A 21,751-nucleotide genomic window follows, 5' to 3' on the forward strand; every position below is an offset into this window, starting at 1 on the left:
GACCGGCCGTGCTGCCGTCCACGCCCTCGGCATCGACCGGCAGGCAGAATAGCAAAAACCTGCGGTTGCGACAGGAGCAAAGACGTGTTTCCCCGGCCTGGATTGCGCGAAGCCGCGGCCATAATGCGCCGAAAGCCGCGATGGACTCGGTGGCCAAGCTGTGATTGCGTCTGCAAGGCCGGATGAAAAAGCCGGCGCAGGGAGGAAGTTCGAGGCGTGCAGGGCTGGTTCATCGTCATCATCGCGATCGCCTATGTGACGTTGCTGTTTGCTATCGCCAGCCTGGGCGACCGGCGCTCGACTTCATCCGGGCCTGGCCGCGCCCGGCCCTTTATCTATGCGCTCAGCCTCGCCATCTACTGCACCTCCTGGACCTTCTTCGGCTCGGTCGGGCTCTCCTCCGAGCGCGGCCTCGAATTCCTCGGCATCTATATCGGACCGGTTCTGGTGTTCGTGTTCGGCTTTCCGCTGCTGCAGCGCATCGTCAGGCTGGCAAAGACCGAGAAGATCACCTCGATCGCCGACTTTCTCGGCGCCCGCTACGGCAAGAGCTTCGCTGTCGCGGCGATCGCCACGCTGATCGCAACCATAGGCGCGGTGCCTTACATGGCGCTGCAATTGAAGGCGATCTCCGGCTCGGTCAGCCTGATGGTCGAGCACTATACCGGCTCGCCGCCGTCGTTCGATCCGTTCGTCAGCGACATCTCGCTTGTCGTTGCCATGCTGCTGGCGCTGTTTGCCGTGCTGTTCGGCACGCGCCATGCCGACGCCACCGAACACCAGGACGGTCTGGTGCTGGCGGTGGCGGTCGAGACCGTGGTCAAGCTCGCCGCCTTCCTGGCGATAGGCCTGATGGTCACGTTTCTGATCTTCGGCGGGCCAGGCGATATGTTCGACCGGCTCGCCGAAAACACGCAGGTGCGCCAGGCGATGGGCTACAACACCTCGCTCGCGACCTGGCTGGTACTGACATGCCTGAGCGGCTTTGCCATCCTCATGCTGCCGCGCCAGTTCTACGTCACCATCGTCGAGAACCGCAGCGAGGCTGAGCTGCGCACGGCGACATGGGTGTTTCCGCTCTATCTCGTGGCAATCAACCTGTTCGTGCTGCCGATCGCGCTGGCCGGCCTGGAACTGGTCGGCCCCAGGACCAGCAGCGACCTCTATGTGCTGTCACTGCCGCTGTTCAGCGGCCACGACGTTCTGGCCATGGCCGCCTTTATCGGCGGCCTGTCGGCGGCGACGGCAATGGTGATCGTCGAAAGCGTCGCGCTGTCGATCATGATCTCCAACGACCTGATCATTCCGCTGTTCGTGCGCCGGCTGCTGCGGACCACGACCTCAGAGAGCGAGGACTGGTCGACGCTCATCCTCAATGTGCGGCGGGCGGCGATCTTCATCATGCTGTTCATCGCCTTCCTCTACTACCGCGAGAGCACAAACAGCGCGCGGCTATCCTCGATCGGCCTGATGTCGTTCGCCGCGATCGCGCAGTTCGCGCCGGCAATGATCGGCGGCCTGGTCTGGCGCGGCGCCAACGGAAGGGGTGCGGCACTCGGCATGGTGGCCGGCATCGTCGTCTGGAGCTACACGCTACTGCTTCCCTCGCTCGCCGCGCCCGAGACCGGCATCCTCGTCCACGGCCTGTTCGGCTTCGATGCATTGCGGCCGCAAGCCCTGTTCGGCACCGTCGCCGAGCCGCTGAACCATGGCGTGCTGTGGAGCCTGTCGATCAACACGTTGTTTTTTGTGTTCGGCTCACTGTCGCGCGCGTCGGTGCCGCTGGAACGCATCCAGGCGTCGATCTTCGTGCCGCGCGAGGCGGGGCCGCTGCCGAGCCTGCGCCGCTTCCGCACCACGATCACCGTCAACGACCTCAAGGACACGATCGCGCGCTATCTCGGTGTCGAACGCACCGAGCGCTCCTTCCAGTCATTCGAGAAGAGCAGCGGCACTTCACTGCACGGCAACGAACAGGCCAGCATGGATGTCATCCGCTTCTCCGAGCAGCTTCTGGCCAGTGCCGTCGGCTCCTCCTCGGCGCGGCTGATCCTGTCGCTGCTGCTGCGCCGCAACGACCGCGAATCCAAGGACGCCTTCCGCCTGCTCGACGACGCCACCGAGGCGCTACAGCACAATCGCGACCTGCTGCAGATCGCACTCGACCAGATGGAACAGGGCATCACCGTCTTCGACCGCGATTTCCGGTTGATCTGCTGGAACCGCCAGTACCGGGCGCTGTTCGACCTGCCCGACGAAATGGGCCAGGTCGGCGTCTCGCTCGATCGTATCCTGCGCCACCTTGCCGAGCGCGGCGATATACCGCCAGACCAGCGCGTCACCATGCTGAACCGCCTGACCAGCTTCGTCAGCCCATGGCAGATGGAGCTGAAGACCAGCGGGCGTATCCTGGAATTGCGCTCCAATCCGATGCCGGACGGCGGCATCGTCGCCACCTATGCCGACATCTCAGGGCGCGTCGAGCAGGATCTGGCGCTGAAGCGCGCCAATGAATCGCTGGAACAGCGCGTGAAGAGCCGCACCGCCGAGCTCACCCGCGTCAACGAGGAGCTGGCGCAGGCGCAGATGCTGGCCGAAGAGGCCAATCTCGGCAAGACGCGCTTCCTCGCTGCCGCCGGCCACGACATCCTGCAGCCGCTGAACGCCGCCCGCCTCTATTGCTCGTCGCTGATCGAGAAGACCGGCAAGGGGCCTGCCGGCAAGGCGGCGATGAATATCGAATCGTCACTGGAATCGGTCGAGACCATCCTCGGCGCGGTGCTCGACATTTCGCGCCTCGATGCCGGCGCGATGAAGCCGGACGATACGAGCTTCGGCCTCGACGGGCTGCTGCGCCAGATCGGCAACGACTTCCGGCCGCTTGCCGCCGAAAAGAAGCTCGAACTCTCGATCATGCCGTCGTCGCTCAGCGTCATGACGGATCGAAATCTGCTGCGCCGGCTGATCCAGAACCTGGTCTCCAACGCCATCAAATATACGCGCCATGGCCGCATCCTGGTCGGCGTGCGGCGGCGCGGCGAACTGGCCGAGATCCAGGTTATCGACACCGGCATCGGCATTGCCGGCGACAAGCTCAACACCGTGTTCCGCGAATTCACCCGGCTCGACGAGGGCATGCGCGAGGCGGAAGGCCTCGGCTTGGGGCTCTCCATCGTCGACCGCATCGCCCGCGTCCTGCGCCTTGAAATCCGGATCTTCTCCAATCCCGGCAAGGGCACGCGCTTTTCCGTGCTGCTGCCGGTGGCGGCCGTGCAGGCACCGCGGCGCGAGGCCGAGGCGAAGCCGCCTGCCCGCGCTACGACCTCGCTTGCCGGGCTGCATGTGCTCTGCATCGACAATGACGGCCGCATCCTCGACGGCATGCGGCTGCTGCTCGAGGGCTGGGGCTGCAGCGTCGACACGCTTTCCGGCGCGGAGGATCTCGACAGGTCCGCCATGCATCGGCCGGACATTGTGCTTGCCGACTATCATCTCGACGACAAGACCGGCCTCGAATTGATCGCCCAGTTGCGTGCGATCCATGGCGAGGACCTGCCGGCCGTGCTGGTCACCGCCGACCGCTCCAGCGAGGTTCGCGCCGCCGCCGGCAGGCTCGACGTGCCTGTGATCAGCAAGCCGTTGAAACCGGCGATGCTGCGCTCGATGATGGCCAGGGTCAGGCCGCTGGCGCCGGCGGCCGAATAAGAATCAGCCGGCGGCCTGCACCGGGTCGCTGCCGATCTTGGACAAAAGGATGACCGCCTGGGTGCGGCTGTCGACGCCGAGCTTCTGCAGGATGGCCGAGACATGCGCCTTGATCGTCGCTTCGGAGACGCCGAGCTCATAGGCTATCTGCTTGTTGAGCAGTCCCTCCGCCAGCATGCCGAGCACGCGCGTCTGCTGTGGCGTCAGCGCCTGCAGCCGCTTGATCAGGTCGGAAATCTCGGGATCGCGCTCGACGCCGAGATCGACCCCGGCGGGTGCCGCGATATCACCTGCGAGCACCGACTGCACCGCATTGCGGATCTCTTCCATGCTGGCCGATTTGGAGATGAACCCCGAGGCGCCCAGGTCGAGCGCGCGCCGGATCGTCACCGGATCGTCATGCGCCGAGACCACCATCATCGGCACCGCCGGATGGATGCCGCGCAACGAGATCAGGCCGGAAAGGCCGCTTGCGCCCGGCATCGAGAGGTCGAGCAGGACCAGATCGACATCCTCATTGGCCAGGACCAGCGCCTTGGCGCTTTCGAAATCGCCGGCCTCGTGAATGGCGGCAACATCTCCGATGCCGGCGAGTGCCTCCCTCAATGCACCGCGAAAAAGCGGATGATCGTCGGCGATGACGAATGTGTAGCCCAACGGTGATATCCCTCCCCGAATCCCGTTGGCGATTTTCCGCCTTGCAGGATCTGAACGATCATAACGCTACGCCGCTGTTCGGCGTGGCCGGCTTGCTATTCCCGCCCTAGGTCTTTTTGCGAATTGCCTAGGTCTTTTGCGAATTGGGCTTGGCGCCGTCTTCGTCCTTGTCCATGTCCTTGACGATATCCATGAAGCTGCGCAGGAAGCGCTCCATGTAGCCCATCGTCTTGTTGAAATCCTCCTCGCTGGGCAAAGTCGATTCGAAACGCGCGGCAAGCGAATTTTCGAGCTTGGCGACGCGTTCGTCGAGCGCCTTCACCGAATTTTGCAGCCGGTCGATCTGATCCTGGAAGGCGGCACGTTCGTCGGCCGCTGTCTTGCAGACGAGTTGACCGGAACGCTCCTCGCAGAGCGACATGGCGCCGGTCTGCGTATCCATGCGCACATAGCCATTGGCCGATTTTTCCAGCCGGTAGCGATCGGCTTCCTCGGAAAAGGCCGAAGCTGCGACAAGCGAGACCAGTGCTGCGGGGATCAAGACGTGTTTCAGACGCATGTTTTCCTCCATGAGCCAGTCGGCGCAATCTATCACAGTTTGCGCCGGAATTGGGGAAGAACCTGAAATGGGGAAGAACGCGGGCCTGCCCTTCCCCGCGTCGTCGGTTCGGACTATAGCGCAACGATGTCCGAGATCATCTACAAGATAGTTCCCGAGGCGCTGTGGCGCGAGGCTGAACGAGAAGGCCGCTTCACCGGCGCGCCGATCGACGTCGCCGATGGCTTCATCCATTTTTCCACCGCCGGGCAGGTTCGGGAAACGGCAGCCAAGCATTTCGCCGGCCAGAGCGGGTTGCTGCTGGTCGCCGTCGACGGCGCGCACCTCGGCGATGCGCTGAAATACGAGGTCTCGCGCGGCGGCGCCTTGTTCCCGCATCTTTATGGCGGGCTCGGCCTCGATGCGGTCGTCTCGGTGCAGGCATTGCCGCTCGGTGCCGACGGCCGGCACGAATTCCCGGCGCTGGGGGCGGAATGAGCGCGTTCGACCGGATCGGCCAGAAACTGCTGTTCACGCTCGATCCGGAAACCTCGCATGGGCTGTCGATTGCCGCGCTGAGATGCGGCCTGCCGGTCGCCGGGCGCCCTTTGCGAGACGACAGGTTGAAGACAAGCATCTGCGGGCTCGATTTTCCGAACCCGCTCGGCATGGCGGCCGGCTACGACAAGAATGCCGAAGTGCCGGACGCACTGCTCGGCCTCGGCTTCGGCTTCGCCGAGGTCGGCACGATCACGCCGCTGCCCCAGACGGGCAATCCGAAGCCGCGCATCTTCCGGCTGCCTTCGGACGGGGCAGTGATCAACCGGCTGGGCTTCAACAATGAAGGCCACGCCGCCGCGGAAAAGCGTCTTGCTGCCCGCAAGGGCCGCGCCGGCGTCGTCGGCGTCAACATCGGCGCCAACAAGGACAGCGCCGACCGCGTCGGCGACTATGAGCGCGGCGTGATCAGGTTTGCGCGATACGCCGGCTATCTGACGATCAACATCTCCTCGCCAAACACGCCGGGCCTGCGCAACATGCAGGCGCGCGAACAGCTTGGTGAACTCCTGTCGCGGGTCATGGCCGCGCGTGCGGCGGCACCGGCAAAGCCGCCCGTCTTTCTCAAGATCGCGCCGGACCTGGTCGAGGCCGAACTGGAGGACATCGCCGCCGAGATCACCGACAAGCAAATGGACGGCGTCATCGTCTCCAACACCACGATCGCGCGAGCCGGCCTGCGCAGCGCCGGCCTTGCCGGCGAGACCGGCGGGCTTTCGGGAAAACCCTTGTTCGAGCGCTCGACCATCGTGCTGGCAAGGATGCGAAAACTACTTGGCCCGGATCCCGCCATCATCGGCGTCGGCGGCGTCGATTCCGCCGAGACGGCGCTGGAAAAGATCCGTGCCGGCGCCGATCTCGTCCAGCTCTATACCGGCATGATCTATGCCGGGCCTGCGCTGCCGGGGCGTATTCTTTCCGGCATGGTCCGTTTCATGGACAGTCAAGGGCTGAAGTCGCTGCGCGAGCTTCGCGACAGCCGCCTCGATCACTGGGCGACGAAACCGCTTTAGCGATCAGTTAAAGGCCGTGCGCACCCGCAGCCGCAATATAGTGAGCAGGCTGAAGCCGCGTACCAGCAGGAACACGTGCAGCGCCGCCCACAGGCCGTGATTGCCGAACGCCGGCGCCAGGATCAGCAACGCGGCGCTGAACGCCAGGAACGACACCAGCATCATGTTGCGCATGTCGCGCGACCATGTCGCGCCGATGAAAACACCGTCCATCTCGAAAGCCAGCACGCCGCTGAGTGCGGTGAATGCCGCCCACGGCAGGTAGATGTCGGCAATGGCGCGGACGTCTGTCGAGGTCGTGATCAGGGCGATCAGATCCGTGCCCTCCAGCAACAAGAAGAGCGTCGCAGCGCCGGCCAGACCGAGCCCCCAGAACAGCGTCAGCCGCACCGCCTGGTCAAACGCCGTGGCGGCACGGGCGCCGATGGCGCGCCCGGCGAGCTGTTCGGCGGCGGTGGCGAATCCATCGAGGAAATAGCCGGCAACCAGGAAGAGGTTCATCAGCACGGCATTGGCGGCCAGCGTCAGAGTGCCGAACTGCGCGCCCTGGCGGGTGAACAGCGCGAAGGCGGCGAGCAGTGAGAAGGAGCGGATCATGATATCGCGATTGAGCGACATCATGCGCAGGAATGCCGCCAGATCGAGCACGCGATGGCGTGGCAGCCTGGGTGCGGCCCAGAAGCGCCGGCCGACGATGGCGAGACCAAGCAGCATGGCGACGAATTCGCCGGTGAGCGTCGCCCAGGCGACGCCGGCAACACCCCAGCCAAGCTCCAGGCCAAGCAGGAAGCAGAGGGCGATATTGATGCCGTTCAGCACCAGCTGCAGCATCAGCCCGAGCCCGCCCTCGCCGCGCCCCAGCACATAACCAAGGATGGCGTAATTGATAAGCGAGAACGGTGCTGCGAGCATCCTGATGCGGATATAGACGTCCATCGCCGCGCCGACGCGCGGCTCGGCGCCGATGAACCATTGCCCGGCAGCCGAAACCAGGGGCGCAAGTGCGGCAAACACGATGCCGGCGACGACCGCGATCAGCACGGCGCGCCAGAACACCGCCTGCTCCTCCAGTGCATCGCCGCGCCCGAAGGCCTGGGCGACGAGGCCGGTGGTGCCGGAGCGCAGGAAGTTGAAGGTGGTGAAAACGACGTCGAAGATCAGGGCGCCGGCCGCCAGGCCGCCGAGAAGGGCGGCGTCGCCGAACTGTCCGACCACCGCCGTGTCGACAATTCCGAGCAACGGCATCGTCAGATAGGCAAGCGTCATCGGCACGGCGATGGCGAGCACCGAACGGTTGGTGACGACGAAAGCCCTGGCTTCGGTGACGTGGGCTTCGGTGGGCAAAGCCTGCTCCAAACGTGTGTTGCTTCCTGTTGCGGCTTGATCGGCTAGCCGATGTGCCCCAGTTTGCGGACCTCGCGCAACCATCCATCCCGGCATGGTCAACCGAAACCCGCCTCTGGCGCACCGGCCGTCCCATGTCCTTGCAGATCGTTCATCATCCCGATTACGACGCCGGTTTCGCCGTCAACCACCGCTTCCCGATGAGCAAATATCCGCTGCTGATGGACGCCTTGCGGGCACGCGGCCTGGCGCGGCCCGAAGCGCTCAACACACCAGCGGTGGCGCGGCCATCATGGCTGAAGCTTGCCCACGCGGCAGACTATGTCGACCAGGTGCTTGCCTGCGACGTGCCGGTGAGGATCGAGCGCGAGATCGGCTTTCCCGTGGGACCGCGGGTTTCGCTGAGGGCGCAGCTCGCAACGGCCGGCACGGTGATGGCGGCGCGGCTGGCTTTGCTGAACGGAATCGCTTGCAACACGGCCGGCGGCAGTCATCACGCGCGGCGCGCGCAAGGCGCCGGCTTCTGCACCTTCAACGACGTGGCCGTTGCCGCGCTGGTGCAGCTCGCCGAAGGTGCCGCCCAAAACATCCTGGTCGTCGACCTCGACGTGCATCAGGGCGACGGCACGGCGGATATCCTGAACGACGAGCCGCGCGTGTTTACCTTCTCCATGCATGGCGACCGCAACTACCCCGCGCGCAAGATCGCCTCCAACCTCGACGTCGCCCTGCCCGACGGCACCGGCGATGCAGCCTATCTGGAGCGGCTGGGCGCCATCCTGCCGGAGCTGTCGGCGCGAAAGCGCTGGGATCTCGTCTTCTACAATGCCGGCGTCGATGTCCATGCCGAGGACCGGCTCGGCAGGCTGGCGCTGTCGAATGACGGGCTGCGCGCCCGCGACGATATGGTGATCCGCCATTTCCGCACGCTAGGCGTCCCGGTGTGCGGCGTTATCGGCGGCGGCTATTCGACGGATGTCGCAGCACTTGCCGCACGCCACGCCATCCTGTTCGAGGTGGCTGCGGGCTACGCGTGAAAGGCTGTTTGTTTGAGCATGATCTTTTCCGAAAGCCGGTTCCCACTTTTTGGGATCATGCTCTACTTCTTGAAATTGGCGATCCTGAGCAGGATGAAGGCCGGCACGACGATCGCGGCACCGAGCAGGATGTAGCCGAGGAAGCGGTCGATGGCGTGGAAGCCCAAATTCCACAGGTCGATGAAGAATTTGCGGATGCCGTAGAGCACGTCCATCGGCGACCAGCCGAAGGCGTTCATGACCAGGCCGACGAGGAACGACACCACAAGCAGCTTCAAGATCACCCGGAGCGGCGTATCGCCGAGAAAGCGGTTCAGTGCGGACAAGGCCTGTCTCCACAGTCGGGTGCCGCGATTCGGGCACATGCCCAGAAATACGCAGTTGACCGCCCGGCATCAAGCCGAGCCCTCAAACCGGATTGCGCATCGGCGCCGGGCCATGATATCGGAGGAACCAGCGCGGGTATGATGTAATGGTAGCTTGTCAGCTTCCCAAGCTGAACGCGCGGGTTCGATTCCCGCTACCCGCTCCAGCTTTTGCCACACGGGTTGCGCCTGAGTTGGCGATGTTGAAAACTTGCGGCTTTACAGGCAGTTTTACAGCTCGGCTGGCCGTCCTTCATCTGTTTGGCCGATGTGCCAGTTCGTCGAATATCTCACATTGAGGGTCGGCGGGGCCTCGAATGACCCCAACCGGAATGTCTACCCTTGGCCCGCTGGCTTCTGCTGGCGGGCTTTTTTTGAGCATCACGCAGCAGTTGTAGCCGACGTGCATCGGCGCCGCTGCTGGTGGGCCTGTCTGGTCGTCTGGCCGGCCACGGGATGCGCCCCGCTACCCGCTCCAATCCTCAGCCCACCTCCCGCAAAATAAAATCGTGCAGCATCTTGGCCGCCGGCGACAGCGCGCGGTTCTTTACCGTGATCAGGCTGTAGGGCCTGACCTCGATGTCGAACTCGGTCTGGACGACGTCGATGGCGCCGTCGAGCCCTTCGGGGTTCTGAATGAACTTCGCGACCTGGATCGACACCGGCGCGATCGCGTCGGATTGCGCGACCATGACCAGAGTCAGTAACAGCGAGCTGGTGTTGAGGATGCGATCCGGCAGCGCGATGTTGCGGTTCAAAAAGTTGCTTTCCATGGCTTGGCGCAGCGGCGAGCCGCCCGACTGGAAAACCCAGTCATAGGCGGCGGTGTCTTCTAACCGCACTGCCTTGCCCTTGGTCAGCGGGTGGCCGCGGCGCACGATCAGGCAGGCCTTCTCGACGCCGATGACGCGGGCCTCGAACAGCCGCGGATTGAGGTCGTCGGGGATGCGGGCGATGATGAAATCGTGCCGAGAGGCGATCAGCTCGCGCGCCAGCACGTTCGAGGTCTCGACCTGCATGGTGATTTCGATGCGCGGATAGAGGCGCCGGATCTCGCGGATCGCCGGCACCGCCAGCTCGATCGCCGGTGCCGTGACCGCGCCCAGGAACACCGAGCCGCCCTTGCCCGCCTTGAGCTCGAAGATCTCGCGGTCGACCTCGCGCATCTCGAGCAGGATCGACCGCGCGCGCCGTGCCAACGCCTTGCCATAGGGCGTCAGCGTGATGCCACGCGGCAGCCTTTCGCAGAGCTTGACGTCGAGCACCGCCTCCATCTCGGCGATCATGCGCGAAGCCGCCGGCTGCGAGATGTTCATGACCTGGGCCGCGGCACTCACCCGGCCGTGCTCGTCGAGGGCTGCGATCATACGCATGTGACGCAGGCTCAAGCCGCTGCGCAGCAGGGTTCCGCCATCGCGCGGAATCTCATCGTAACCGGCTGATATTCCACCAGGATTTCGCAGCGCTGCCATGATTTTTCCCTACTCCTACGCCCGGCGCGCCAGCTGGATCCGGCAGCGTCGTCACTAGCCTAAGCCATATCAGTCTCGATATAGCAACCATCAAAGATCGCATTTGACAGTTATGGCAAAGCGACACACCCTTCGCGCGTCCTGAGACTTGACGGTCGGTGACGAGGGAAAACTCGTATCGATTGAACCAGAGTTTCGGGGCCGATTGGGAGGATACCGGAGATCGATTGACGGCAGCGGCGCGTTTGGCGCTCCTGCACGATTGCGCGGCCCACGAAACCCAAGGGTACGCGTCCATCAACCAGGGAGAGTTAATGTGAAGATTATCAAGACACTGGCCGCCGTCGCGGCCCTAGGCATCGCGGCTATGACGCTGCCGGCGCAGGCAGGCGAAGGCCTGGTCGGCGTGCTGATGCCCACCAAGACCTCGCAGCGCTGGATCAACGACGGCGACGCCGTCAAGTCCCAGCTCGAGGCTCTGGGCTACACTGTCGACCTGCAATACGCGCAGGACGACATTCCGAACCAGCTCAGCCAGCTGGAAAACGAAATCACCAAGGGTCCGAAGGCGCTGATCATCGCTTCGATCGACGGCACCACGATGGGCGACGCGCTGCAGAAGGCGAATGACGCCGGCGTCGTCGTCGTCGCCTACGACCGCCTGATCAAGAAGACGCCAAATGTCGATTACTACACCACCTTCGACAATTTCGGCGTCGGCGTCATTCAGGCCAAATCGCTGCTCAAGGGCCTCGGCTATCCCGAGAAGAAGGGTCCGTTCAACATCGAGCTGTTCGGCGGTTCGCCGGACGACAACAATGCGTTCTTCTTCTATAACGGCGCCATGTCGGTTCTTCAGCCGCTGATCGACGACAAGACCCTCGTCGTGAAGTCCGGCCAGATGGGCATGGACAAGGTCGGCACGCTGCGCTGGCTGGCGGCCACCGCCCAGGCCCGCATGGACAATCTGCTCTCCGCCAACTACTCGGACGGCAGCCGCGTCGATGGCGTGCTCTCGCCCTATGACGGCCTGTCGCGCGGCATCATCGCTTCGCTGCGCGCCGTAGGCTACGGCACTGCCGATCAGCCATGGCCGATCGTCACCGGACAGGACGCCGAGACCGCTTCGGTCAAGGCGATCATCGCCGGCGAGCAGTATTCGACCGTGTTCAAGGACACCCGCGAACTCGCCAAGGCGACGGTCGAACTCGTCGACAAGGTGCTCTCGGGCGGCAAGCCGGAAGGCCTCGACACCACGACCTACAACAACGACGTCAAGGTCGTTCCCTCGATCCTGTTGACGCCGCATGACGTCGACAAGTCGAACTACCAGGCGCTGGTGGTCGACTCCGGCTACATCAAGGCCGAAGAACTGAAGTAATCGCGGTTACAAAGCCTGGGGTCCTGCGCAGGCAGGGCCCCTTTTCGTTGGCGAGCCAGCCCGGTATTGTTTGCGGACCTCGCAGGAGTGGTATTCTCAATGGCATCGACGATTTTGGAGATGCGCGACATCACCAAGACGTTTCCCGGCGTCAAGGCGCTGTCGAACGTCAAGCTCATGGTCGAGGAAGGCGAGATCCATGCCGTGGTCGGCGAGAACGGCGCCGGCAAGTCGACGCTGATGAAGGTGCTGTCGGGTGTGTATCCGTCCGGCACCTATGACGGCCAGATCATCTATCGCGGCGATGAGTGCCATTTCAAAGGCATCCATGACAGCGAGCGCAAGGGCATCGTCATCATCCACCAGGAGCTTGCGCTGGTGCCGATGCTGTCTATCGCCGAAAACATATTTCTCGGCAACGAGCAGGCCAAATACGGCGTCATCGACTGGAATGCCAACGAGACGCGCACCAGCGCCCTGCTCAAGAAGGTCGGCCTCAAGGAAGACCCCAACACGCTGATCACCAATATCGGCGTCGGCAAGCAGCAGCTGGTCGAGATCGCCAAGGCGCTCAGCAAGGAAGTGAAGCTGCTCATTCTTGACGAGCCGACGGCGAGCCTGTCCGAAAAGGACAGCCAGGCGCTGCTCGATCTGCTGCTCGAATTCAAGCGGCAGGGCATCACTTCGATCCTGATCTCCCACAAGCTCAACGAGGTGAACCGGGTCGCCGACAAGGTCACGATCATCCGTGACGGCCGGACCATCGAGACGTTGGCCAAGAAGGACATCTCGGAGGACCGCATCATCACCTCGATGGTCGGCCGTTCGCTCGACGACCGCTACCCGCCGCGAGAGCCGAAGATCGGTGAGACCGTTCTCGAAGTGAAAAACTGGTCGGTCTACCATCCCATCCATGCCGAGCGGCAGGTCATCAAGGGCATCAACCTCAACGCCCGCAAGGGCGAGGTGGTCGGCATTGCCGGGCTGATGGGCGCCGGCCGGACCGAGTTTGCCATGAGCCTGTTCGGCCGGTCCTATGGCCGTCGCATCACGGGCGAGGTGTTCCTTAACGGCAAGCCGATCGATGTCTCTTCGGTGAGCAAGGCGGTGGAACACGGCATCGCCTATGTTACGGAGGACCGCAAGACCTACGGTCTCAACTTGATCGACCATATCAAGCATAACATCACGCTGGCCAACCTGCCCGGCGTCTCGCGCCATGGCGTGATCGACGATTTGCGCGAGCTTTCCGTCGCCAACGATTATCGCGGCAGGACCAATATCCGCGCCTCAAGCGTCTACCAGATGACCGGCAACCTTTCTGGCGGCAATCAGCAGAAGGTGGTGCTGTCGAAATGGCTGTTCGCCAATCCGGAAGTGCTGATCCTCGACGAGCCGACACGCGGTATCGATGTCGGCGCCAAATATGAAATCTATACGATCATCGCGCGTCTCGCCTCCGAGGGTAAGGCAATCATCGTCATCTCGTCGGAAATGCCCGAACTGCTCGGCATCACCGACCGCATCTACGTCATGAACGAAGGACGCATCGTCGGCGAAATGGCGGCGAGCGACGCCAGCCAGGAAAAGATCATGCGCGCCATCGTCCGTGGAGAAGGGAAAGCATCATGAGCACCGAAAGCGCTCCCGGGCCGCAAACCGGCGTCGCCCAGGATATACAACAGGCACCTCGCATTGCCGTCTCGGCGCTGGTCACCAATCTGCGCGAATACGGGTTGGTGCTGGCGTTGATCGCAATCATGGTGTTCTTCCAGTTCACCACGTCCGGAACGCTGTTCAAGCCGGTGAACCTCAGCAATCTCGTGCAGCAGAACAGCTTCATCATCGTGATGGCGCTGGGCATGCTTCTGGTGATCGTTTCGGGCCATATCGATCTCAGCGTCGGCTCAGTCGCCGGCTTCATCGGCGCACTGGCGGCGATGATGATGGTTATCTGGCCGCTTGGCCCATTGAGCAATCCGCTGGTGGTGTCGATCATCTGCCTGATCGTGGGTGGCGCGATCGGCGCGGCACAAGGCTACTGGATTGCCTATCACCGAATACCGAGCTTTATCGTCACGTTGGCGGGCATGCTGATCTTCCGCGGCATCTGTCAGGCGCTGCTGGGTGGCGGGTCTTCCGTGGGGCCGCTTCCAGTCGGCTTCAAGGCGCTGAGTTCCGGCTTCATTCCGGACCTGATCGGCCCATTGACGCTGATACCACCGACCGTGAACGCCGCCGGCAAAACCATTGTCGGCAGCGGCCTGACGCTGCACCTGACGACTATCGTGATCGGCCTCGCCGCCGTGCTCGCCTATGCCTATTTCGGGCTCAGGGCGCGGCGCACCCGCGAGCGGCATGGCTACGAAGCCGAGCCTTTCTCGCTGTTCGTCGTCAAGACCCTGGTGATCAGCGGGCTGGCACTGTTTCTGGTCTACCAATTCGCCACCTATAGGGGCCTGCCCATCGTTCTCATGGTGATGGGCGTGCTGATCGCGTTGTTCGTCTTCGTTACCAAACGCATGACGATCGGACGCCGCATCTATGCGATGGGCGGCAATGCCAAGGCAGCCCAGCTATCGGGCATCAAGACCGAACGGCTGACGTTGATGGTGTTCATCAACATGGGCGTGCTGTCGGCACTCGGCGGCCTGATTATCGCGGCGCGCCTGGGGCAGGCGGTGCCTGCGGCGGGCCTCGGCAGCGAACTCGACGTCATCGCCGCGGTGTTCATTGGTGGCGCTTCGGCGATGGGCGGCGTCGGCCAGGTCATCGGCGCGGTGGTCGGCGGTTTCATCATGGGCGTCATGAACAACGGCATGTCGATCATGGGCGTCAATGTCGATTGGCAGCAGGTGGTCAAAGGCCTGGTGCTGCTCGGCGCCGTCGTCTTCGACGTCTACAACAAGAACAAGGCTTGAGAGGCAACCAGGAGGCATACAGGTCACATCGCGGCGCTGCCGGGCGGCGCGAAGAAGTCCCCCGAGGGACCTGACCCGCGAGCGCAATCCGGACGAAGAATTTCAACCGCGGCGTGGACAGGGTCCGAGCCGCGCCGGGCAGGGTTTGCCAAGAAGGCAGGCCGCAATTCAGAGAGGGTTACCATGCTGATCTCACAGATCCTCGACGACGCCGAGACGATCCGCGTCGTTGCCCGCAACGGCGGCAAGACCCGCGTCATCAACGGCGCTCGCAGCGTCTATTCGCTGGCGATGGAAGCCGCGCGCACCGGCACCGGGCTTGTCGCCCTGATCGAGCGCAAGGGCTTCGGCGAAACCGTCGATCTCGACGCAGCCTACAAGAAGGGACGGCTGCTGTCGCCGATCAACCATCCCGATCCGGCGCATCTCCATCTCACCGGCACCGGGCTGACGCATCTCGGCTCCGCCGCGACCCGCGATTCCATGCACAAGAAGCTCAGCGATGGCGGCGAGGAACAGCTGACCGATTCCATGAAGATGTTCCGCATGGGGCTGGAGGGCGGCAAGCCGGCGAAGGGCCAGATCGGCGTGCAGCCCGAATGGTTCTACAAGGGTAACGGTACCATGGCAGTGGCGCCCGGCGCGGCGCTCATGTCGCCCGCCTTCGCCCAGGATGCCGGCGAGGAGCCGGAAATCGCCGGAATCTATGTGATCGGCGACGACGGCGCCCCGTTCCGCGTCGGCTTCACGCTGTCGAACGAGTTTTCCGACCACGTCACCGAGCGCGTGAATTATCTCTTCCTCGCCCATTCGAAACTGCGCAACGCCTCGTTCGGGCCGGAGATCCTGATCGGCGACCTGCCGTCCGACATTCGCGGCGCTTCACGCATCCTGCGCCACGGCAAGCTGCTTTGGGAAAAGCCGTTCCTGTCGGGCGAGGCGAACATGTCGCACACCATTGGCAATCTCGAGCATCACCACTTCAAATACTCGGCCTTCCGCCAGCCGGGCGACGTGCATGTGCACATGTTCGGCACGGCGACGCTGTCCTTCGCCGACGGCATCAGGACCGAGCCCGGCGACGTATTCGAGATCGAGGCGAAGGATTTCGGCCTGCCGCTGCGCAACCCGCTCGAAATCGAGCAGCCGGTGAAGGTGGCGGTGAAGGCGCTTTGAGCCGGCATAGGCCGCAAAGTGAGGGGAAGCTCAGCGCGCGGCGCGGAAATGCTTGGACAGTTTTAGGCCTTGCGCCTGATAGTTCGAACCGAGATCGGTGCCGTAGAGCGCTTGCGGCCGTTTCAGCATGTGCTCGTAGACCAACCGTCCGACGATCTGGCCATGATCGAGAATGAACGGCACTTCGTGGCTGCGCACCTCGAGCACCGCCCGGCTGCCGGTGCCGCCCGACGCCGAATGGCCGAAACCGGGGTCGAAGAAACCGGCATAATGGACGCGAAACTCGCCGACCAACGGATCGAAGGGCGTCATTTCGGCGGCGTAGAGCGGCGGCACATGCACCGCCTCGCGTGACACCAGGATATAGAATTCGTCCGGATCGAGCACCAGCTCGCCGGCACCGCTCTTGTAGAGCGGCTCCCAGAAATCGACGACATCCTGCGCGGCGCGCTTGTCGACGTCGACCAGGCCGGTGTGGTGCTTGCCGCGATAGCCGACCAGCCCGTCCTTGTCACCGTCGAGGTCGATCGACAACGCGATGCCGCCGCCTGAGATGTTGGGCGGCTCGGTGGCGACCAGCATCTCGGCGCGGTGCAACTCGTGCAGTTCGCTTTCCGACAAAAGCGCATTGCCGGTGCGGAACCTGATCTGCGACAGCCGCGAGCCGGTGCGCACGACGATCGGGAAGGTGCGCGGGCTGACCTCCAGATAGAGCGGGCCTTCATAGCCGGCGGCGATCTTGTCGAACTCGTGGCCGCGGTCGGTCATTACCCGAGTGAAGATGTCGAGCCGCCCGGTCGAGCTCTTCGGGTTGGCCGAAGCCGAAATATGCGCGGGCAGCGCCAGGCTTTCGAGCAGTGGCACGATGTAGACGCAGCCGGTTTCGAGCACGGCACCTTCGGCGAGGTTGATCTCGTGCAACTTCAGCCGGTCGAGCTTGTCGACAACTCTGTGGTCGGGGCCGGGCAAGAAGGAAGCACGCACGCGCCAGGCCTTGTCGCCGAGCCTGAGGTCAAGGCTGGCCGGCTGGATCTGGTCGGCATCGAGCGCGCGCGGCGATTTCAGCGCGCCCGTCTGGAACAGCGCGGAAATATCCCGATCGGGAAGAATGCCTGTCTGCCGCAAGGGTCTGGCTCCGTTCGAACACCGGGCGAGGTCTTGTTTCGTCACAGGTCCTTGCCACAAACCGTGGACGCCTTTGGCACCTGCTTGGTACAACCGTCTTAATCATGCCGGCAATTGACGCAAGCGTGGTGCGGGTCTAAAGCTCGTTATCCCGTGGTGATTTGGCCGGTCGGCTTGCAGCCACGTTAAACAAGTCGCTAAAGGACCGTCGGGCCGCAAGGCCATATGGACCGGTTGCGACTTTCGCGACCGGTTTTTTGTTGTTTGGACCATTTTTGGTGTTTGGATAGAATGATGACCAAGAAGCGCGACTGGAAGCCTCAGACCGCACTCGTGCATGCCGGGACGCTGCGTTCCGGCTTCGGCGAGACCTCCGAGGCGATGTATCTCACCCAAGGCTATGTCTACGAGACGGCGCAAGCGGCGGAAGCCCGCTTCAAGGGGGAGGAGCCGGGCTTCATCTATTCGCGCTATGCCAATCCGACGGTCGACATGTTCGAAAAGCGTATGTGCGCGCTGGAAGGCGCCGAGGACGCGCGCGCCACGGCGTCCGGCATGGCGGCGGTGACGGCAGCATTGCTGTGCAGCGCCAAGGCGGGCGACCATATCGTGGCGGCGCGCGCATTGTTCGGCTCCTGCCGCTGGGTGGTCGAGACGCTGGCGCCGAAATACGGCATCGAGGCAACGCTGGTCGATGGCACTGACATCGCCAATTGGGAACAGGCGGTCAAGCCGAACACCAAACTGTTCTTCCTGGAAAGCCCGACCAACCCAACGCTGGAGGTGGTCGACATCGCCGCCGTCGCGGCACTTGCCAACTCGATCGGCGCCAGGCTGATCGTCGACAATGTCTTCGCCACGCCCTTGCAGCAGAAACCCTTGCAGCTCGGCGCCCATATCGTCGTCTATTCGGCCACCAAGCATATTGACGGCCAAGGGCGCTGCCTTGGAGGCGTTATCTTGTCGGACAAAAAATGGATCGACGAGAACCTGCATGACTATTTCCGCCACACCGGCCCCAGCCTCTCGCCCTTCAATGCCTGGACCCTGCTGAAAGGCCTGGAGACGCTGCCGCTGCGCGTACGCCAGCAGACGGAAAGTGCCGGCCGCATCGCGGATTTCCTCGCCGAGCGCCCGCAAATCGCCCGCGTCATCTATCCCGGCCGTGCCGACCACCCGCAAGCGGCCGTGGTCAAGAAGCAGATGTCGGGTGGTTCGACGCTGATCTGCCTGGATGTGAAGGGCGGCAAGCAGGCGGCCTTTGCTTTCCAGAACGCGCTCGACATCGTGCTGATTTCCAACAATCTCGGCGACGCCAAGAGCTTGATCACCCATCCGGCGACGACCACGCACAAGAATTTGACCGATGAGGCCCGCGCCGAGCTCGGCATCGGACCGGGAACGCTCAGGCTTTCCGTGGGCCTGGAAGATACCGACGATCTGCTCGAAGATGTCGAGCAAGCGCTGAGAGCTGCCGGATAAGGCTGGCCGAACAGGGCGAGCGGGTTCGTACAGCCCGCGCCGGACGTGCCGGTCAGGCGCCGGACGGGGTCTCTTCCAGCTCCGCGACGGCCTTGGTCTGGATGGTCATAACGTTGCCGCGCCAGTCGACGGCGCCGCTCAGCCAGCCGCGCGCCCATATCGCCGGCAGCATGCAGTCGCGAACCATCATTGCCAAGATGGTGCGCAGCGACAGGTGCCATCCTTTGACCCAGGCCAGGGCACATTCCGGCAGGTAGGCCGCGACCAGCACGGCGATGGCGGTTGCCGGCAGGCTGACGCCGGCGTCAGCCGCCGCGATCAGCGCAAGCACCAGCGGCGGCGCCGCGCCGATCAGGATCTCGGGGGCGAAGAACAGCGCGAAGGTGACGCGGCGCAGCCGCGCCCAACGCGCCTGCCGAGACCAGATCTCGCCAAGCGTGCGCCGGCCGAGCGGCTGTTCGAACGGCGAAGCGACAAGATTGACCCGCAGTCCGAGCCGGTTGACCAGCTTGGTCGCGGCGGCGTCCTCGGCAATCTCGGCGGCCAGTGCGCGGATGCCGCCATTGGCGTCAAGCATCGGCTTGTTCCACAACATGCTCTTGCCCTGGGCGAAGCCAAGGCCGAGCGCCTCTCCAGCGTACTGCCAGCGTGCCTGCAGCGTGTTGAGAAAGGCGCATTCGACCTCCCCCCAAAAGCCTTCAGGCCGCGAGCCGATCGGCGTCGAGCAGACGAGGCCGGTGTCGGGCCGCCATGCCGCCATCAGCTGCTGGACATAATCGCTCGGCATAAGCACGTTGGAATCGGCAAGGATGACCCAGCGATAAAGCGCCGCTTCCCAACCCTTCACGCAATTGTTGAGTTTCGGATTGCCGCTGATGCGGTCGTCGCCGACGAGCAGCCGGGCGCGTATAGCCGGAAAACGCGCCATTGCAGCGGTGATCGACTTGACCACGGGGTCGTCGGCATGGGCGACGCAGAAGATGAGTTCGTAGCGCGGCCAGTCGAGTGAGAAGGCGCGCTCCAGCGTCTCCTCGGTAAACGGCTCGACGCCGCGCGCCGGGACGACGATCGATACCGGTGGCACGGTGGCGGCGGGCGATGCGATCCTGGCTGCTCGCTTCAGCTTCAGCGAAGCTAACAGGATGCTGGCGAGATTTGAAAGAAGGAGAGCTATGGAAAAGAGGGCGGCTGCGAATGTCGGTTCCATCGAGATCTGGTCACTCCAGAAATGCCGGCCGCCTGACGGCCGTTTTCAACAATTCGACAGAACACCGAGTCGCCCGGCACAAGCCTGCACACCATCATTGTCATGTGTCACTTAAATGACATTGTTTTTCGGCACCTGCGCTTGAGTCGGGCAAGGAGATGACGCGCATCGTTGATCAAACTGCGCTGAGCGTCGAAAGTTCCATCTACATTGCTTTGGAGCAGTTTATGTACAGCGCCGTCACCCGCAACATCGAAGTGCAGGTCAGGCCGTTCTATCTGGAGGATCACTCCGACCCGCCGCAAAACCGCTATGTCTGGGGCTACCAGGTGACCATCGACAACCAGTCGGACGAGTTCGTGCAGCTTCTGTCGCGCTACTGGCACATTACCGACGGCACCGGCAAGGTCGAGGAAGTGCGCGGCCCCGGGGTCGTCGGCGAGCAACCGGGACTCAACCCCGGCGACAGCTATCAGTATACGTCTGGATGCCCGCTCTCGACCCCGTCCGGCATCATGGTCGGGCACTACACAATGCGCAACAAGCGGGGCGAGACCTTCGACGTCGCCATCCCCGCCTTCTCACTCGATTTGCCAGGCACGCGGCGCACCGTCAATTGACGTTCACTTTGATTCCTCTTCCCGCCTTGCGGGGCGAGGAACCCAAGTTCTGCGAAGGCAGCCGCACTGACGCTCGTTATTGAGCCGCTGCAAATTCCGCCGGGTCGAAGTCATATTGCTTCGAGCAGAATTCGCAGGCGACGTGAATGCTACCATCCTCGGTGCTGTCTCTGATCTCCTCGGCGGAAAAACCCTCGAGGATGCCGCGGATCTTCTCCCTCGAGCATGAGCACTGGTCGGCGACCGGCACGCCGCCGAAGACGCGGACACCATGCTCGTGGAACAGCCGGTAAAGCAGCCGCTCGGCGCCGATAGTCGGATCGATCAGCTCGGTCGGTTCAATGGTACCAAGCAGCGCCAGCAGTTCCTGCCAGGAATTGTCGGTCGGGTCGTGGATTTCCTCACGCGGATCGCCGTCGCCCCCGGGAAGGTCGGGTACGCGCATGCGTTCCGGCGACTGCGGCAGGAATTGTGCCAGCAGGCCACCGGCGCGCCATTGCTCGCGGGCACCGCCGACGCCGGGCGTCAGAAGCTTGGCCACCGAAAGCCGTAGGTCGGTCGGAATCTGCTCCGATTGGCGGAAATAGGTGCGTGCGGCTTCTTCCAGCGTGACGCCGTCGAGCTGGACGATGCCCTGGTAGCGTTGCGTGTGGGCGCCCTGGTCGATTGTCAGCGCCAGGACGCCGCTGCCGAGCAGCGTCTGCGGCGACGTCTCGCCGGCAGCCGTCAAAGCCTCCAGCCGGTCGGCATCGAAGCGGGCATAGGCGCGCAACGCGTGCGGCGTGGAGAAATCCGCGACCAGCATATCGACCGGCCCGTCGGTGCGGGTCTGCAGAATGAACTTGCCCTCGAACTTCAACGAAGTTCCGAGCAGGACGGTCAGCACACAGGCTTCGGCCAGTAGTCGTGCCACCGGCTCGGGATACTCGTGGCGGCTGAGAATAGCGTCGAGCATCGGCCCGAGCTGGACGGTACGGCCGCGCACGTCGAGCGGGCCGACCTCAAACGGCACGACATGGTCGTCGCCGGCGTAGCCGAACTCGCCGAGCTTGGGTTGATGTTCAGCCAATTGACGAGTTTCCAACATGACAAAGCTCCGGGGCGCGGCGATGCCGCCCTCCGGGGCGCATGCGACGAGACGCGCTCGATT

At 63.5% G+C, this 21,751-nt stretch carries 18 protein-coding genes, 1 tRNA gene and 1 riboswitch; of the genes, 11 read left to right on the forward strand and 8 right to left on the reverse strand.

Features of this window, described 5'->3' with window-relative positions; all coding sequences use genetic code 11:
- Positions 1–216 precede the first annotated feature (216 nt).
- Positions 217–3,705 (forward strand): PAS domain-containing hybrid sensor histidine kinase/response regulator, encoded by a 3,489-nt coding sequence (locus NKI22_RS09150; protein ID WP_352482470.1) that lies wholly within the window; start codon positions 217–219, stop codon positions 3,703–3,705.
- 3 nt (positions 3,706–3,708) lie between these two features.
- Here the strand turns inward: NKI22_RS09150 and NKI22_RS09155 are convergent, their stop codons facing one another.
- Positions 3,709–4,371, reverse strand: a complete 663-nt coding sequence (locus tag NKI22_RS09155; RefSeq protein WP_502893818.1) for a response regulator — start codon at positions 4,369–4,371, stop codon at positions 3,709–3,711.
- A 118-nt stretch (positions 4,372–4,489) separates the two neighbouring features.
- The gene (locus NKI22_RS09160; RefSeq protein WP_352493790.1) at positions 4,490–4,921 is read right to left on the reverse strand and encodes a hypothetical protein; all 432 of its coding nucleotides are present in this window, start codon (positions 4,919–4,921) and stop codon (positions 4,490–4,492) included.
- Positions 4,922–5,047: 126 nt separating this feature from the next.
- Between NKI22_RS09160 and NKI22_RS09165 the strand changes: the two genes are divergently transcribed.
- Positions 5,048–5,398, forward strand: coding sequence for a DUF952 domain-containing protein (locus NKI22_RS09165; protein WP_352852420.1), 351 nt, complete (start codon positions 5,048–5,050; stop codon positions 5,396–5,398).
- Positions 5,395–6,471, forward strand: a complete 1,077-nt coding sequence (locus tag NKI22_RS09170) for a quinone-dependent dihydroorotate dehydrogenase (RefSeq protein WP_352852419.1) — start codon at positions 5,395–5,397, stop codon at positions 6,469–6,471. Before NKI22_RS09165 ends, NKI22_RS09170 begins: the two co-directional genes overlap by 4 nt.
- Positions 6,472–6,474: 3 nt before the next feature.
- Here the strand turns inward: NKI22_RS09170 and NKI22_RS09175 are convergent, their stop codons facing one another.
- Positions 6,475–7,899 carry an MATE family efflux transporter gene (locus NKI22_RS09175; protein WP_352852429.1) on the reverse strand — a complete coding sequence of 475 codons (1,425 nt, stop codon included), beginning with the start codon at positions 7,897–7,899 and terminating at the stop codon, positions 6,475–6,477.
- Between the two features lie 50 nt (positions 7,900–7,949).
- Between NKI22_RS09175 and NKI22_RS09180 the strand changes: the two genes are divergently transcribed.
- The gene (locus NKI22_RS09180; RefSeq protein WP_352547904.1) at positions 7,950–8,852 is read left to right on the forward strand and encodes a histone deacetylase family protein; all 903 of its coding nucleotides are present in this window, start codon (positions 7,950–7,952) and stop codon (positions 8,850–8,852) included.
- 62 nt (positions 8,853–8,914) lie between these two features.
- On the opposite strand, the gene NKI22_RS09185 is transcribed toward NKI22_RS09180, so the two are convergent.
- A complete protein-coding gene (locus NKI22_RS09185; RefSeq protein ID WP_352547906.1) occupies positions 8,915–9,178 on the reverse strand; it encodes a DUF6460 domain-containing protein in 264 nt (87 codons plus the stop codon).
- Positions 9,179–9,310: 132 nt separating this feature from the next.
- Between NKI22_RS09185 and NKI22_RS09190 the strand changes: the two genes are divergently transcribed.
- A tRNA-Gly gene (locus NKI22_RS09190) sits at positions 9,311–9,384 on the forward strand.
- A 315-nt stretch (positions 9,385–9,699) separates the two neighbouring features.
- Here NKI22_RS09190 and NKI22_RS09195 read toward each other — a convergent pair.
- Entirely contained in the window at positions 9,700–10,689 is a 990-nt protein-coding gene (locus tag NKI22_RS09195; protein ID WP_352482475.1) for a LysR family transcriptional regulator, read from the reverse strand.
- 316 nt (positions 10,690–11,005) lie between these two features.
- On the opposite strand from NKI22_RS09195, the gene chvE reads away from it, so the two are divergent.
- From chvE to araD1, 4 genes are all read left to right on the forward strand, one after another.
- Complete coding sequence (gene chvE, locus NKI22_RS09200; RefSeq protein ID WP_023719486.1) at positions 11,006–12,070, forward strand: multiple monosaccharide ABC transporter substrate-binding protein; 1,065 nt, start codon at positions 11,006–11,008, stop codon at positions 12,068–12,070.
- A gap of 99 nt (positions 12,071–12,169) precedes the next feature.
- Positions 12,170–13,702 (forward strand): multiple monosaccharide ABC transporter ATP-binding protein, encoded by a 1,533-nt coding sequence (mmsA, locus tag NKI22_RS09205; protein WP_023719487.1) that lies wholly within the window; start codon positions 12,170–12,172, stop codon positions 13,700–13,702.
- Entirely contained in the window at positions 13,699–14,991 is a 1,293-nt protein-coding gene (gene mmsB, locus NKI22_RS09210; RefSeq protein WP_023719488.1) for a multiple monosaccharide ABC transporter permease, read from the forward strand. The genes mmsA and mmsB overlap by 4 nt, the downstream gene beginning before the upstream one ends.
- A 183-nt stretch (positions 14,992–15,174) precedes the next feature.
- Positions 15,175–16,167: an AraD1 family protein gene (araD1, locus tag NKI22_RS09215; protein ID WP_352493788.1), complete on the forward strand. Its 993-nt coding sequence runs from the start codon at positions 15,175–15,177 to the stop codon at positions 16,165–16,167.
- A 30-nt stretch (positions 16,168–16,197) separates the two neighbouring features.
- On the opposite strand, the gene NKI22_RS09220 is transcribed toward araD1, so the two are convergent.
- Positions 16,198–17,292 (reverse strand): 2'-deoxycytidine 5'-triphosphate deaminase, encoded by a 1,095-nt coding sequence (locus tag NKI22_RS09220; protein ID WP_352852416.1) that lies wholly within the window; start codon positions 17,290–17,292, stop codon positions 16,198–16,200.
- Positions 17,293–17,435: 143 nt separating this feature from the next.
- Positions 17,436–17,513, forward strand: a riboswitch (SAM riboswitch).
- Positions 17,514–17,583: 70 nt separating this feature from the next.
- Here NKI22_RS09220 and NKI22_RS09225 point away from each other — a divergent pair.
- Positions 17,584–18,774, forward strand: coding sequence for an O-succinylhomoserine sulfhydrylase (locus NKI22_RS09225; RefSeq protein ID WP_352937724.1), 1,191 nt, complete (start codon positions 17,584–17,586; stop codon positions 18,772–18,774).
- A 52-nt stretch (positions 18,775–18,826) separates the two neighbouring features.
- Here NKI22_RS09225 and NKI22_RS09230 read toward each other — a convergent pair whose 3' ends face one another.
- The gene (locus tag NKI22_RS09230) at positions 18,827–19,981 is read right to left on the reverse strand and encodes a ceramide glucosyltransferase (RefSeq protein WP_352852414.1); all 1,155 of its coding nucleotides are present in this window, start codon (positions 19,979–19,981) and stop codon (positions 18,827–18,829) included.
- A 227-nt stretch (positions 19,982–20,208) separates the two neighbouring features.
- On the opposite strand from NKI22_RS09230, the gene apaG reads away from it, so the two are divergent.
- Positions 20,209–20,601 (forward strand): Co2+/Mg2+ efflux facilitator ApaG/CorD, encoded by a 393-nt coding sequence (gene apaG, locus NKI22_RS09235; RefSeq protein ID WP_254816331.1) that lies wholly within the window; start codon positions 20,209–20,211, stop codon positions 20,599–20,601.
- Between the two features lie 76 nt (positions 20,602–20,677).
- Here apaG and NKI22_RS09240 read toward each other — a convergent pair whose 3' ends face one another.
- Positions 20,678–21,688: an Hsp33 family molecular chaperone gene (locus NKI22_RS09240; RefSeq protein WP_023719494.1), complete on the reverse strand. Its 1,011-nt coding sequence runs from the start codon at positions 21,686–21,688 to the stop codon at positions 20,678–20,680.
- Positions 21,689–21,751 lie beyond the last annotated feature (63 nt).

This window comes from Mesorhizobium sp. M0778 (genome assembly GCF_040320105.1).
Classification (GTDB): Bacteria; Pseudomonadota; Alphaproteobacteria; order Rhizobiales; family Rhizobiaceae; genus Mesorhizobium.